This window comes from Gelidibacter sp., assembly GCF_035515035.1.
Lineage (GTDB): Bacteria > Bacteroidota > Bacteroidia > Flavobacteriales > Flavobacteriaceae > Gelidibacter.
The window spans coordinates 1-13,643 of record NZ_DATJCA010000159.1; the positions used below are offsets into that span (position 1 = coordinate 1).

The following is a 13,643-nucleotide window of genomic DNA, read 5'->3' on the forward strand; positions in this document are numbered from 1 at the left end:
ATCATTTGGAAGATACGGCTAAAAAGGAAAAACCAAAGATGATCATTGCTGGTGCCTCAGCCTATTCACGCGATATGGATTTTAAAGCGTTCAGACAGGTTGCCGATAAGGTTGGTGCTATATTGATGGCAGATATTGCCCACCCGGCAGGATTGATTGCCAAAGGTATTTTGAATGACCCAATGCCACATTGCCATATTGTGACCACAACCACACATAAAACCTTAAGAGGTCCAAGAGGAGGGATGATCATGATGGGGAAAGATTTTGAAAACCCGTTTGGGATGAAAACTCCTAAAGGAAGTTTAAGAATGATGTCTTCTTTATTGGATTCTGGAGTGTTTCCAGGAAACCAAGGTGGACCATTGGAGCATATTATTGCCGCTAAAGCCATTGCCTTTGGTGAGGCACTGACCGATGATTTTATGCATTATATGTTACAGGTTAAAAATAATGCCGCTGCTATGGCACAAGCTTTTGTTGCAAAGGATTACCATATTATTTCAGGTGGAACGGATAATCACATGATGTTGATTGATTTGAGAAATAAAAACTTGACCGGTAAAGTTGCTGAAGAAGCCTTGACGAAAGCAGATATTACAGTAAACAAAAACATGGTGCCTTTTGACGATAAATCGCCGTTTGTAACCTCGGGGATCAGAATTGGAACTGCAGCCGTTACGACGAGAGGTTTGAAAGAAGCGGATATGTCAACCATTGTTGATTTGATTGATGAGGTCTTGAGCAACCATGATAATGAAGCGAAATTGGATGTTGTAGCCGAAAAAGTAAATACAATGATGAAAGGGAAACCTTTGTTTTCGTAATTAACTTCTACAATTCACTAGCAAACCTGACAGTTTTTTAAAACCTGTCAGGTTTTTTTATTAGTAACTAGTCTTCAAAAACCACATGTTGGTAAGCCCCCAGATCAGGAGCTGCCGTGCGTGATTTATTCAAAATATCAAACGGTACTGAATTTGAAAACGGATTGTTTCCAATAACACCGATAGCAGCGGATTCATTTCCGATGATCAACTTGTTTTTAGAAGTATCCATAAAGTCAGGTTCTTGGTTGAATACTATGTTTTGATATAAAGCTAAATTGTCAAAATCGTAATTTGGATCGGATCCAAATTTGTTGTTGGAATCATCAAACCTGATTAAACAATTGGTAAATTTAAAGTTGAAAGCAGCGCCTTCTTCTTCCTCTACAAGAAATTCCGGATTGTCATTGCCATAAATAATACAGTTGTTGAAATTGGCCGCAGTCAACGCATTGGTGACCACAGTGCCGTCTTCCAAAGTCAAGAAATTATTAAGATATAGTGCTGGGAATTGCCTAAAGCTGTTGGACCAATAATTGGCAATGGTACAATGGGTAAAGTTATATGTGCCGCCATAAGTACCTGCGAAAGCCGCTTGTCCTGCATTGTTTAACACCACGTTTTCTGCAGTAATGGAAGTGGCGCGTCCCAGAATTCCGAAATTACTGGAATTATATATTTTGGAATTTTTGATCGTTAATTTTGGAGTGGCAGTAGTGGGATTGTTTTCTGCCAAAATACCAATAGTGGCATTTTTTACCGTTGCAAAGTTGATAACATTTTCCTTACTCCCTTGGAATAACCAAATAGTTCCCCATTGTCCCGGAATATTATCGAACAACGGCTCCAATCTATCGCTTTCAAAAATGACCTCGTTGGCCATGGTGGTTGGATCGGGACTGAACTGCCCATTGACTTTTAAGGAGGCATTATTGGTTACGAATAACCCAGAATTCGAATGGAAATGCACACGTGCTCCAGCGTCTATGGTTAAGGTTTTATTTTCGCCAACGGCTGCATACCCATAAATAACGTAAGGTTTGTCTTTTGTAAAAGTCAATTCAGCATCGGTTAAAAATCGTCCTTGAACGTTAGTTTCATCAGCATTGCCATCACCATCCACATCAAATGTCAATGTTTCAATGATGCCTTGAGCATCTCGGTTTGGATAAATAAAAACAGCATCCTTAACCAAGGTCACCAAATTCACTTTTTGTAAGTTGGCTCCACTGTCAAATTCAATGACATCGGTATATAAAAACTGGTTATTGGCAGTCACAACGTTTTGAATATCAAAAGTGGTCTCAATAAAAATATACATACTGTCTTTTGCCAATATCTCCACATTCTCGAACTCCTTTCCTGACATCCCATCTACATTGAGGCGGTAGTTGGAGGCTTGACCTTGGCTTAAGCGTAGGGTAGGGATGGAGATGTCTTTGTTGCTTCGGTTATAAACCTTCAAATTATAGGTGCTTGATCCAATATTGGTAAATACGGTATCTAAATACACAGTATCCTTTGAAAAGGTCAACGAGCCATCACTTGGGTCAAAATCAAAATCTTTTCGGCAGGAGCTCCATAAGATCAAAGTAGAAATAGTAAGAATAAAATAAAAGCTTCTTTTCATTATCGTAAGCAATTCATATTGAGATTCAAAAATATGACTTTTGAAATTATGAATTCATATGAACCGCTTATTTAATTCCCACCGGGGGTAATCCTTTTTCACATTTTAACTTCCGCGGGTATCTCATTTTGATTTATTTAGAATTTGCCCACCCGTTGGCAGACAGGGAATATGGTTTTTTCCTGGCATTTGAATACCTCGTCCTCTTGCCCGCCCATGCCGATCAGACAGGACCTTAGGTTGTTGATTCATTGTTTTTGGCTTTCATTTAAAAGGGTCCGAAACTCTTCACTATAATCCAAAAACTTGTCAATAAGATAAATTTTATTGTCGTTGTGTAAAAGTGAAGAGGATATGTTCTTGGTCTCACAGTAGCCAAAAAAGAGATGTTTATAGTCTTTGGTGATGCTCAAATCCAACACTAAAAAGGTGTCATTAAAGAATTTGTCTGAATTGAATAATTTATTAAAATCTGCTGCGGTGAGCAGAGTTTCGACTGTTTGTTGTTCTTTGGGGGTTTTCCTTTTGAAGAGTTTTCCAACGCGTCTTCCAATTTCCAAAAGGTCAATGGGACCACTGTTTGTATTAGGTCTTCTATATAAGTGGGGGTTTTTTTCAACATCGGTTTTAAATTGCTTGTTGACTTTTTTTGTCTCTTCTTTTTCATCCATTTCTTTAGCAGTAACGGCACCTTGAACCTGTACTTCATCCAGTTCATTTACAACTTTCATGAGTTCAAAAACCTGTGTTTCCTTAAGATGTGACTCCGTTACCACCAGTTGTTTGGTACGATGGAACAGCGAACTGAAAATCAGGCTGTCATTGATTTGTGCGTAAATTTTAAAGGTTCCGCTACCATCAGTTGAAGTGATGCTTTTTGAGGTGACATTCATTATTTTGGCTCCGGCTATTGGTGCTTCAGCATCGTAAAGTGTTCCGGTGATATTCTGGGAGAGCATCACTGTGGAGCAAAGACATAAAAGGAAGGTAATTTTAGTCACTAAGCAAAGAGATTGATTACCATCAAATTAAACCAATATAGTTTTTTAAATGGGAGGTGTTAAGAGACTTTAACAAGCATTTTAATTTTACTTTAACTAAACAGGGTTCTAATTTCTTCGGTTATCCGAGCGGGTTTCATGTTTTCTTGGGAAACAAGACACCATTTCGTTTCAGATGAGGCTAACAGTTTGTTGGTGTTTTTATTGTAAATCTCAACCGTTCTAATGCAGGTGACCCCACCTGATTCGTTGATGTAGGTTTTAAGTTTGAGTACATCGCCCAAAACAGCTGGATTTTTGTATTCAATAGTATGCTTGAGAAGGACCCAGAAATATTCCGATAACATGTCTTTTGTAGCTTTCGCATGCCAATGTTGTTCCGCAACATCTTGCACCCATTGCACATAGCGTACATTATTGACGTGGTTGAGGTTGTCCAAATCATCTTGGCTTACAATAATATGTATTTCGAAGGTTTGCATATATAATGTTTTATTCTGATTTGGATTATCCCATTTGTACTTCGGTGTATTTTCCCAATAAAGTTTTTATTTCACAAAGACTTCCACTTCAAATAGTTTGTCCCACTCTTTCCCTGTCACAAAAATGGTTTTGGTGTCAGGATTATATGCTATCCCATTTAAAACATCTAAGCTTGGATGCTGTTTGACCAGTTTCTGTAGTGGTGAAAAGTCGATCACTCCCTCTACGGCGCCATTTTCAGGATTGATAATCAAAACACCATTACGTTGGTAAATATTGGCGTATATTTTTCCTTCTATATATTCCAATTCATTCAAGCTATCAATTTTACCTGTGTTGGTATATATTTGGATATAATCGTCTTCCGCAAGTGTCTCTGGGTTGAGTTTCCATACTTTGTTGGTGCCATCGGTTTTAAAGATCACCTTTCCGTCGTTGCATAAACCCCATCCTTCCTTGCTTTTTCCGTAATTGAAACTGCCGGTTTTTTCAAATGTATCCAGACTATAGATAAATCCGATATTTTCTTTCCAGGTCAGTTGGTAAATGTTGTTGTTCAAGATCGTTAGGCCTTCTCCAAAGTATTGAGTGCCTAAATTGATATTTTTAAGAACTTCACCCGTTTTATAATTCACTTTTCTAAGTTTGGATTTACCGTATTGTCCGGTGCTCTCATACAAAACACCATCATGGAACTCCAATCCTTGAGTGTAGGAGGTGATATCATGTGGATATTCATTCAGAATTTTATAACTGTATATTTTTGGAGCAACGTTGTTTAATATGGTCAAGGTGGTGGAGGTCTCTTCAGCAGTTCCATCAGAAGTAACTGTGGCGGTGATGGTGTGGACGCCAAGTGGCATATCCGTAGCATCAAAAACTTCATCAATCTCACGGGAATTAATTTTGTAAGTGATCCCATTGATCGTTTTGCTTTTCGGGTTTTCTATGGAGAGTTTAATGGTTTCTCCAAGGGCAATAGTATTGTTCTTGGCGTCAGTGGTAATGGAAAAACTACTTTTTTTACCATTAGGATTGTCACCACAAGTCCAGAGTGAAAAGCTTAAAACAGTGATTATAAAAAGTTTAGTTGAAGACATAGCGATGATATATTTTTAAGCAAGATATTTAAATAAATTCAGTTTTGAAAATGATTGCAAAAGTAGTAAAAGTTTGTATCTTTGCAGTTGGCAAGTCCTACACAACCAGCTCCTGCTGAATCCTCCAGGGCGGGAACGCAGCAAAGGTAAGTGGTCGTAGCGGTGTGATGTAGGTAGCTTGCCTTTTTTTTTATTCCCACGAAGGTGAGAATTTCCAACTTCAACTTCTTACATTCTCATTAGTCACTTCCTTTTCAGTTTCAATTTCATTCTAACCTTAGATTATATCGTATTTTTGAAACATTAAATAATCTTAATTTTTCATTGTTAACCCTACACGAGTATGTCTAAAGTTGTATTGATTACAGGAGGTTCTTCAGGAATTGGCAAGTCCATTGGTGAATTTTTGACCCAGAAAGGCTTTACCATTTACGGAACCAGCAGAAATCCTAAACGTTATACAGACAGTAAATTCCATCTAGTCAGGCTTGATGTGTCTGATGTAGATTCTATAGAAGAAGCAATTAAAACGGTCATCTCTCAGCACGGACGTATAGATGTATTGATCAACAATGCAGGTGCAGGAATTACAGGTCCCATTGAAGAAATTCCCGATGCTGAAATCCAACGTAATTTTGAAACTAATTTTTTCGGTCCCATTCGGGTAATAAAAGCCGTTCTGCCACAAATGAGAGCGCAAAAATCCGGGCTTATCATTAACATCACGTCTATTGCAGGCTATATGGGCTTGCCCTACAGAGGGGTTTACAGCGCAAGTAAGGGGGCTTTGGAACTGTTAACGGAAGCTTTCAGAATGGAAATCAAGGATTTCAATATTCAGATGACCAATGTGGCTCCAGGCGATTTTGCAACCAATATTGCTGCGGGACGATATCATGCCCCTGTTTTGGACGTTTCGCCATACAAAAAAACCTACGGAGATACTTTAGATCTTATGAATGCACATGTCTCTGAAGGGAAGGATCCCCAGATAATGGCCTCTGCCATCTATAAAATCATCAACACACAAAATCCAAAAGTGCATTATAAGGTAGGGGAGTTCATGCAAAAGTTTTCCATCCTCCTAAAACGAATTTTGCCTGATAAGGTCTATGAAAAAATGTTGATGAAGCATTATAACCTTTAAGGATTCTTTGGTAGTTGGGATGTTGATATGTTTTCATTAAAATTCCAGCCACATCTTTGTTATTAATCGTAACTTTGCGCCACTTTAAAACACAACTTTATATACCCTATTATTTATGAAATTTTTTATTGATACTGCTAATTTAGAGCAAATTAAGGAAGCCCAAGACATGGGTATTTTAGATGGTGTCACTACCAATCCGTCGTTGATGGCTAAGGAAGGCATTACAGGCACGGACAATATTATGAAGCATTATGTCAACATTTGCAATTTGGTAGATGGCGATGTGAGTGCTGAGGTTATTGCTACAGATTTTGAAGGCATGGTTAGAGAGGGCGAAGCTTTGGCTGATCTTCACGAACAGATTGTGGTTAAATTACCTATGATTAAAGATGGTGTGAAGGCTTGTAAATACTTTAGTGATAAAGGCATTAAAACCAATATGACCTTGGTGTTTTCTGCAGGTCAGGCCATATTGGCAGCAAAAGCTGGTGCAACTTATGTGTCTCCTTTTATTGGTCGTTTGGATGATATTTCTACGGATGGCTTAAACCTAATTGCTGAAATTAGAATGATCTATGATAACTACGATTTCGAAACTGAAATTTTAGCAGCCTCGGTACGTCACACCATGCACGTTATTGACTGTGCAAAATTGGGAGCTGATGTGATGACCGGTCCTTTGAGTTCTATTACTGGATTGTTAAAACATCCTTTAACGGATATTGGCTTAGCGACATTTTTAGCAGATTATAACAAAGGAAACTAATTCCTTTCTACATAGTAAATAAAAGAGGCTTCAGAAATGAAGCCTTTTTTTGTTGAAACCCAAAAACAAAAAGTAAATTGATTTAGCTTTTGATGGATGTTTTAATTTCTGCCAGGATAATCCCGCTTTTTTACAAGATCTAAGATTGAAAAATATTATGAACCTAATTTGAGAAAATTTAGTCGTTGAGCTCTTTTAATTTGTCTTCAAATTTACTGTGGAACATATTATAGAAAGTGTCCACAATGCGCATCTCCTTATCTACCACAATTATCTTATAAACCGTATTGAGCACTAAAGTTTGTTTGGCGTTAAAAGGATCTTTAAATTGATATTCACTATCCACAGGAAACTTAAACTCATCTAACGTTCTTTTCCAATATTTTTTATCGTTATCATTTATATTAATGGCGATAAAATTGATATTGGGATATTTCTTCTTTAAATCCCTTATTTTATAATGACTGTTCTTATAGTGGATTTTTAAATTTGACGACCAAAAGTAAATGACTGTTGGTTGTGTGATCAAATCGCTAAATTTATGATCCTCGTTATTGTAGTTGACCAATTCCACATCCCGAATAATGTTACCTGGTTTTAATGTGTTGATGGCCTTAGATAGTCTCTCAATATAGACTTTATCATCAGCATTGGTGGTCTTTTGTAGATAGGAAGCAAGGACTTGTTTAACTGCGGTGGTATCTTCACACATCGATATAAAGTCACGTGCAGTGTTTTTCAATAATTTATTTTTTATGGTATCGTTTGAAATGCGCTCATTCATCAACTTCAGTTTCTCTAAATTGTAAACTACTGAGTTCTTATTGAAAATGGCATCTTCAGGTGCGTTGGCATAAAACTCCTCTAAGGCCATATTGTTGAAGTGAGAATACAAAAAACGGTTGTAAATGAAAAAATCAGCCAAAGACCCAATATTATAATCAATGTCCTTTCGGTAATCATAAAAACCGGAAGGTAAATTTTTATAGTCCTTTAAATTCTTATACCCGTAATAAGCAAAAGGATACATTTCTTTGGCGCTGTAGTAACTGTAATTAACACTGGTTTTGGCAACTCTATCAAAAAGTGGCGACAGTTTCCGTTTGTTGGAGAATTCAGTAAGTCCAGTCAATCGTTGTGTCCTTGAAGAGTCAATATAGTTTTCAAATTTCTCAGGTTCCATTTGGGAGAAATTTATAAAATTTGCTTGATCGGCTTCATTTTCAAGAAAAATCTTGATCAAAAAATTATTCTTTCGAGCGCCCTCTCCCGTAAATACCAAGGATTCATCAAAATCGATGGTGTTCAATCTCAACATGACACTATCGCTTGGTTCAAGAAGTACCATTTGATATTGACCGCCATGTATAAAGGTGTAAAGCCCCGATTTTAAAGGGTTTAATTTAGTAAAAAATCGATTTTCAGCATTCAGAAAAAGTGTATCTGAGTTTTCTGCTTGGGAATTTGGAGAGAACAGCAAGACATAATCATTAGTTGGATTGATAATCTCACCTCCAAAATAGGCAGAGGTATTAGTCTCATTAGCATCCTTTTTGCAACTGAAAAGCGTTGTCAAAAGCAGTAATGATATCGTATAAATTCTCATAAACAAAGGGGTTACTGGAGCTGGTTGCATTGTAAACAAAAATAAAACTTGTTTGTGCATCAAGCTGTTAAGGCGCTGTTAAATGTTTTGTGAACCCCTCCCTCAAGCAATGTGTAGCTATTATAAACATTGATTTTATCAGAAAAGGAACAGAACTGAGCAAGACTTTAAATATAGGCACTTAAGTTTCATAAAATGATCCATTTTTGGTACTTTTGCAGCAAATTTAAAATACATAAAATGTTATCAGTTTCTAATCTTTCGGTTCAGTTTGGCAAACGTATCCTTTTTGATGAAGTCAATATCAGCTTTAATCAAGGTAATTGCTACGGTATTATTGGCGCCAATGGTTCTGGAAAGTCGACTTTTTTGAAAATTTTGGCTGGAAAAATGGATCCAACTTCTGGTCATGTCCACTTGGAACCAGGGAAACGTATGTCGGTTTTAGAACAAGATCATAATTTGTATGATGAGCACACCGTTTTGGAAACTATCATTATGGGGAATAAGCCATTATATAAGTTGAAATCCCAAATTGATGCGCTTTATGCCGATTATACAGATGAGAACGCAGATAAAATAGGGGAACTTCAAGTGCAATTTGAAGAAATGAACGGGTGGAATGCCGATAGTAATGCGGCAGCTATGTTGTCAAACTTGGGTATTAAAGAAGAATACCACTACACCTTAATGAAGGATTTGGACGGAAAACAAAAAGTACGCGTCTTGTTGGCGCAAGCTTTATTTGGAAATCCTGATGTGTTGATTATGGATGAGCCTACCAACGATTTGGATTACGAAACCATTACCTGGTTGGAGAATTTTTTGGCAAATTACGAGAATTGTGTGATTGTGGTTTCTCACGACAGACACTTTTTAGATTCGGTATGTACCCATATATCTGATATTGATTATGGTAAGATCAACCATTATTCAGGAAACTATACGTTTTGGTATGAATCTTCCCAATTGGCGGCAAGACAACGTTCACAACAAAACAAAAAGGCTGAAGATAAAAAGAAAGAACTTGAAGAGTTTATACGTCGTTTTTCAGCCAACGTTGCCAAATCCAAACAAGCGACGAGTAGAAAGAAGATGATTGAGAAATTGAACATTTCAGATATCAAACCTTCCAGCCGTCGTTATCCTGCCATTATTTTTGAGCGCGATAGAGAAGCGGGAGACCAAATATTGAATATTAGCGGACTTCAAGCGTCTATGGACGGCGAAATTTTGTTCAAGAATGTGGACATCAATTTGGCTAAAGGTGATAAAGTAGTCGTTTACTCAAAAGATTCACGAGCTACAACAGCATTTTATCAAATTCTGAATGGTAAGGAAAAAGCAGATAAAGGCGAATATAATTGGGGCATAACAACCACACAATCCTATTTGCCATTGGATAATAGCGAGTTTTTTAATAATAAATTGACCCTTGTAGATTGGTTGCGCCAATGGGCAACAACTGAGGAAGAGCGTGAGGAAGTTTATATTAGAGGATTTTTGGGGAAAATGATTTTTAGTGGGGAAGAAGCTTTAAAAACTTCAGATGTGTTATCAGGAGGAGAGAAAGTACGTTGTATGCTCAGTAGAATGATGATGATGAGAGCCAATGTTTTAATGTTGGATGAACCTACCAACCATTTAGACCTGGAAAGTATTACCGCATTCAATAACTCGCTGTCAAACTTTAAGGGCACCGTTTTGTTTACCACCCATGACCATGAGTTTGCTCAAACTGTTGGAAATCGAATTATTGAGCTCACACCAAATGGGGTGATTGATCGCTACATGAGCTTTGATGAGTATATGGACGATAAGAAAATTAAAGAACATAGAGAGAAGATGTATGCAGTAAATGTCTAGTTACCACATAATAAACCCTGAAGCGATTCAGGGTTTTTTTTATACTTCCAGTTCTGCTTTTACGGCTTCTACAATTGGAATTGCATGGTCTAATTCTTCTTTAGACACATAAAGTTCTTGAAACCCTTGAAAGGAAGATCCAAATCCTGCCATTCTTGCAGATTCAGATTCATCTTTTACGATGGCATTGATGCCTACACTATCCAAACGGTCCACAACCAGTTGTACTATAATAAAGGTTCCTGAAAAAATTTTCACGTAATCATTGTCTAGCATAATTTCAAATATTAACAATTAAGATACAAAATTAACTTCATAAAACGACCTATTTGGGCAGTCTAAATCAAAATGGTTATTTAAGGAAAATAATACAATTTCGTTACGCTTGTCGTTAGTGATTTTAAACTTTAAAATGTATCGATTTGAGCAATAACGCTGTGCTTTGGTCTGAAAGGGTTATGTGGAAACTTGTTTATTGGTGGAACGGTATAAGATGTTTACCTTAAGGTATTGGGGCACTTTAGTTTTAGGAAGTTAGAGAAAATAGCCCATAAAAAAACCACGTCGTTTTGAAGTGGTTTTTTTATATAAGCAATCGAATGTTTTATTTGTCAATGGATCCCATAACACGGGACATAAATGAATTTAAGGCTTCTTTTTGTGGAGTGCCTTCTTTGATCATTTTATGAACTTCCAGGGCTCCATACATATTAGAGAGGAGTTCTCCAATAACATCGAGTTCTTCGTCTTTTAAGGAAGGTACTTCAGTAAGGTTCTCCAATGTTTCAATGGTCTCGATTACAAAATCTTCGTCATTGTCCTCAATAAATTGAGTAAGGTGTCTAATTACTGGTAACTTCATTGACTAAATCTTTTAAAACTTCATATTTGTTGGTTTGAACTTGATTTACGAAAGTTCCATTCTTGAAAACCGCAAACGTAGGTAAGTTGTCTACAGTAGCCAATTTTCTTGACTCTGGAAACTTTTCGGCATCGGCTATAACAAACGTCATGTTCTCATTCTCACTGGCCAACTTTTTAAATCTTGGCTTCATGATTCTACAATTACCACACCAGCTCGCCGAATATTGAACAACCACAGTCTCATTGTCTGCTACCAATTGTCCTAAATTATCTTGATCTAATTCTTTTACCATAATTTTAAATTTTAAGTTAATAAAACTTCCTGTCTTCCGACAGGAAGTCTAATTTCAAATCAATTCTAATAGTAATTGATTATTTCTTGCTAATAATAGGTGACTTTAAACGCTTAATTAGAATGCGTTTTTAAGTACTCAGCAGTGGCTTTAGAGGTCGCTTGCATGGCATCTTTACCTTCTTCCCAGTTTGCTGGACAAACTTCACCTTTTTCTTGAACATGCGTGTAAGCATCGATCAATCGAAGATATTCCTTCACGTTTCTTCCTAATGGCATGTGATTGATGCTTTCATGAACAACAGTTCCTTCTTCATCAATAATATAAGTTGCTCTATAGGTGACATTATCACCTTCAACCGTTACAAAACCAGTTTCTTCATCGTAAGTTTCATTGGTCGTGTCTAAAATATCTAATGCATTAGCTAAGTTTCTGTTTGAATCTGCCAGAATTGGATAGGTTACACCTTCAATACCACCATTGTCTTTTGACGTGCTTAACCATGCAAAGTGAACTTCTGCAGTATCACAAGAAGCACCAATAACAATAGTGTTACGTTTTTCAAATTCGGCGAGATCAGCTTGGAAAGCATGTAATTCTGTTGGACATACAAAAGTGAAATCTTTTGGATACCAAAATAAAAGTACTTTTTTGTTGTTTTTTGTTGCCTCTTCAAGAACGTTGATGCCGAAAGTTTCGCCCATTTCGTTCATTGCGTTTACCGTTAAATTGGGAAATTTTTTTCCTACAAATGCCATAGTATATAATTTAAGATTAATATTATTTTCTAATACAAAACTATGGAATAGTTGGGATAACTACGATAGGTGTTGATTATATAAAATTATATTGTCATAAGGTTTTTGAATAGTAAAAACCGGAAGATTTAAACATCCACCATGGAATTCTTTCTCCCGAATAGAAAATACAACTGCATCGTGAAACATGATATGAACTACGGAATTATGAGTTTTCAGTAGTTAGTTGCCTGATTTTTATTCTAAATGCGGCAAACAATAAAGTCATAAATGGGCTTAACCAATTGAAGATGGCATACCCAGCATAATGCATCGTGTCAACACCCAAAACACCACTATGATATGCGCCGCAGGTATTCCAAGGCACCAAAACTGAGGTGACCGTACCACTGTCTTCAAGGGTTCTTGAAAGGTTTTCAGGCGCCAAACCTTTATCTTTATACGCTTGTGCGTACATTTTTCCAGGTACTACTATGGCTAAATATTGATCGCTTGCCGTAAGGTTCAGTGCCAAACAACTGGCAACTGTACTGGCAAAAAGTCCGAAAGTGGTATGGAACAATTTCAATAGGGCCTTACTAATGGCGGCCAAAGCCCCAATGGCATCCATAATACCTCCAAATACCATGGCACAAAGAATTAACCAAACGGTGTTTAGCATACTCGTCATTCCCCCAGAGGCGAATAGACCTTTAAGCGCCTCATTGTCCGTTGGAATTATGGTATCAACGGTAATAGCATCCATAATACCCTTATAGCCGGTGGCAAAATTTAACGAAGTGCCGCCACCAATGTTGGCCACAATAGTGGGTTGAAAGATAAGGGCAGCTACAGCGCCCAATAAGGTGCCTGCCAAAAGAGCTACTAACGGGGGCGTTCTTTTTACAATTAAAATAATGACGATGGCGGGAACCAAAAACAACCAAGGGCTTACGTTTATTGCTGAATTGAGCGCCGATAAGATACCTTCTGTACTTGCTGATCCTGTAGTGTCTATGTTTAAACCGATCACTATAAAAACAATCAAGGTTATAATTAATGTGGGTATGGTGGTATAAAGCATGTATTTGATGTGGGTAAACAAATCTGTTCCGGCCATGGCAGGAGCAAGGTTTGTGGTATCGCTCATGGGTGAGACTTTATCTCCAAAATAGGCTCCAGAAAGAATAGCGCCTGCAGTCATCCCAAGATGTACCCCTAAGGCTTGCCCAATGCCAATTAGTGCAATCCCAACAGTGGCCGAGGTGGTCCAGCTACTTCCGGTGGCCACGGAGATAATGGCACAGATAATCACGCAGG

14 protein-coding genes and 1 other RNA gene are annotated in these 13,643 nt (G+C 37.4%); 5 read left to right on the forward strand and 10 right to left on the reverse strand.

The features are described from left to right. Positions 1-827, forward strand: an 827-nt coding sequence (glyA, locus tag VLZ86_RS13335) for a serine hydroxymethyltransferase (RefSeq protein ID WP_325452150.1), incomplete at its 5' end; no start/stop codon positions are given. 67 nt (positions 828-894) lie between these two features. Here the strand turns inward: glyA and VLZ86_RS13340 are convergent. The 4 genes from VLZ86_RS13340 to VLZ86_RS13355 all read right to left on the reverse strand — a co-directional run bounded on the left by VLZ86_RS13340 (position 895) and on the right by VLZ86_RS13355 (position 5,041). Further along, a complete protein-coding gene (locus VLZ86_RS13340) occupies positions 895-2,457 on the reverse strand; it encodes a right-handed parallel beta-helix repeat-containing protein (protein ID WP_325452152.1) in 1,563 nt (520 codons plus the stop codon). 248 nt (positions 2,458-2,705) lie between these two features. Continuing rightward, positions 2,706-3,458 (reverse strand): hypothetical protein, encoded by a 753-nt coding sequence (locus tag VLZ86_RS13345; protein WP_325452154.1) that lies wholly within the window; start codon positions 3,456-3,458, stop codon positions 2,706-2,708. A 92-nt stretch (positions 3,459-3,550) separates the two neighbouring features. Further along, positions 3,551-3,940 carry a thioesterase family protein gene (locus tag VLZ86_RS13350; RefSeq protein ID WP_325452156.1) on the reverse strand — a complete coding sequence of 130 codons (390 nt, stop codon included), beginning with the start codon at positions 3,938-3,940 and terminating at the stop codon, positions 3,551-3,553. 66 nt (positions 3,941-4,006) lie between these two features. Beyond that, positions 4,007-5,041: a glutaminyl-peptide cyclotransferase gene (locus tag VLZ86_RS13355; RefSeq protein WP_325452158.1), complete on the reverse strand. Its 1,035-nt coding sequence runs from the start codon at positions 5,039-5,041 to the stop codon at positions 4,007-4,009. 88 nt (positions 5,042-5,129) lie between these two features. Between VLZ86_RS13355 and ffs the strand changes: the two genes are divergently transcribed. The 3 genes from ffs to fsa all read left to right on the forward strand — a co-directional run bounded on the left by ffs (position 5,130) and on the right by fsa (position 6,957). Next, positions 5,130-5,228, forward strand: an RNA gene (ffs, locus tag VLZ86_RS13360) — signal recognition particle sRNA small type. 156 nt (positions 5,229-5,384) lie between these two features. After that, positions 5,385-6,188: an SDR family oxidoreductase gene (locus VLZ86_RS13365; RefSeq protein ID WP_325452160.1), complete on the forward strand. Its 804-nt coding sequence runs from the start codon at positions 5,385-5,387 to the stop codon at positions 6,186-6,188. Between the two features lie 115 nt (positions 6,189-6,303). Beyond that, on the forward strand, positions 6,304-6,957 hold the full coding sequence (gene fsa, locus VLZ86_RS13370) for a fructose-6-phosphate aldolase (RefSeq protein WP_325452162.1): 654 nt from the start codon (positions 6,304-6,306) through the stop codon (positions 6,955-6,957). A 178-nt stretch (positions 6,958-7,135) separates the two neighbouring features. Here the strand turns inward: fsa and VLZ86_RS13375 are convergent, their stop codons facing one another. Next, positions 7,136-8,563 (reverse strand): hypothetical protein, encoded by a 1,428-nt coding sequence (locus tag VLZ86_RS13375; RefSeq protein ID WP_325452164.1) that lies wholly within the window; start codon positions 8,561-8,563, stop codon positions 7,136-7,138. 240 nt (positions 8,564-8,803) lie between these two features. Here VLZ86_RS13375 and VLZ86_RS13380 point away from each other — a divergent pair, with 240 nt between their 5' ends. Next, positions 8,804-10,429 (forward strand): ABC-F family ATP-binding cassette domain-containing protein, encoded by a 1,626-nt coding sequence (locus VLZ86_RS13380; RefSeq protein ID WP_325452166.1) that lies wholly within the window; start codon positions 8,804-8,806, stop codon positions 10,427-10,429. Positions 10,430-10,468: 39 nt separating this feature from the next. On the opposite strand, the gene VLZ86_RS13385 is transcribed toward VLZ86_RS13380, so the two are convergent. From VLZ86_RS13385 to VLZ86_RS13405, 5 genes are all read right to left on the reverse strand, one after another. After that, positions 10,469-10,705 (reverse strand): DUF2007 domain-containing protein, encoded by a 237-nt coding sequence (locus VLZ86_RS13385; RefSeq protein WP_325452168.1) that lies wholly within the window; start codon positions 10,703-10,705, stop codon positions 10,469-10,471. 328 nt (positions 10,706-11,033) lie between these two features. Beyond that, positions 11,034-11,291, reverse strand: coding sequence for a DUF6952 family protein (locus VLZ86_RS13390; protein ID WP_325452170.1), 258 nt, complete (start codon positions 11,289-11,291; stop codon positions 11,034-11,036). Beyond that, positions 11,272-11,586 carry a thioredoxin family protein gene (locus tag VLZ86_RS13395; protein ID WP_325452172.1) on the reverse strand — a complete coding sequence of 105 codons (315 nt, stop codon included), beginning with the start codon at positions 11,584-11,586 and terminating at the stop codon, positions 11,272-11,274. Before VLZ86_RS13395 ends, VLZ86_RS13390 begins: the two co-directional genes overlap by 20 nt. 113 nt (positions 11,587-11,699) lie before the next feature. Next, on the reverse strand, positions 11,700-12,344 hold the full coding sequence (locus VLZ86_RS13400; protein WP_325452174.1) for a peroxiredoxin: 645 nt from the start codon (positions 12,342-12,344) through the stop codon (positions 11,700-11,702). 205 nt (positions 12,345-12,549) lie between these two features. After that, positions 12,550-13,643, reverse strand: a 1,094-nt coding sequence (locus VLZ86_RS13405; protein WP_325452176.1) for a Na+/H+ antiporter NhaC family protein, incomplete at its 5' end; no start/stop codon positions are given.

Excerpts from the sequence above, each read along its gene's own strand:
- VLZ86_RS13400 (WP_325452174.1), bottom strand. The coding sequence starts at position 12,344 with ATGGCATTTGTAGGAAAAAAATTTCCCAATTTAACGGTAAACGCAATG.
- VLZ86_RS13340 (WP_325452152.1), bottom strand. The coding sequence starts at position 2,457 with ATGAAAAGAAGCTTTTATTTTATTCTTACTATTTCTACTTTGATCTTA.
- VLZ86_RS13375 (WP_325452164.1), bottom strand. The coding sequence starts at position 8,563 with ATGAGAATTTATACGATATCATTACTGCTTTTGACAACGCTTTTCAGT.
- VLZ86_RS13380 (WP_325452166.1), top strand. The coding sequence starts at position 8,804 with ATGTTATCAGTTTCTAATCTTTCGGTTCAGTTTGGCAAACGTATCCTT.
- VLZ86_RS13395 (WP_325452172.1), bottom strand. The coding sequence starts at position 11,586 with ATGGTAAAAGAATTAGATCAAGATAATTTAGGACAATTGGTAGCAGAC.
- VLZ86_RS13365 (WP_325452160.1), top strand. The coding sequence starts at position 5,385 with ATGTCTAAAGTTGTATTGATTACAGGAGGTTCTTCAGGAATTGGCAAG.
- VLZ86_RS13350 (WP_325452156.1), bottom strand. The coding sequence starts at position 3,940 with ATGCAAACCTTCGAAATACATATTATTGTAAGCCAAGATGATTTGGAC.
- VLZ86_RS13385 (WP_325452168.1), bottom strand. The coding sequence starts at position 10,705 with ATGCTAGACAATGATTACGTGAAAATTTTTTCAGGAACCTTTATTATA.
- fsa (WP_325452162.1), top strand. The coding sequence starts at position 6,304 with ATGAAATTTTTTATTGATACTGCTAATTTAGAGCAAATTAAGGAAGCC.
- VLZ86_RS13390 (WP_325452170.1), bottom strand. The coding sequence starts at position 11,291 with ATGAAGTTACCAGTAATTAGACACCTTACTCAATTTATTGAGGACAAT.
- VLZ86_RS13355 (WP_325452158.1), bottom strand. The coding sequence starts at position 5,041 with ATGTCTTCAACTAAACTTTTTATAATCACTGTTTTAAGCTTTTCACTC.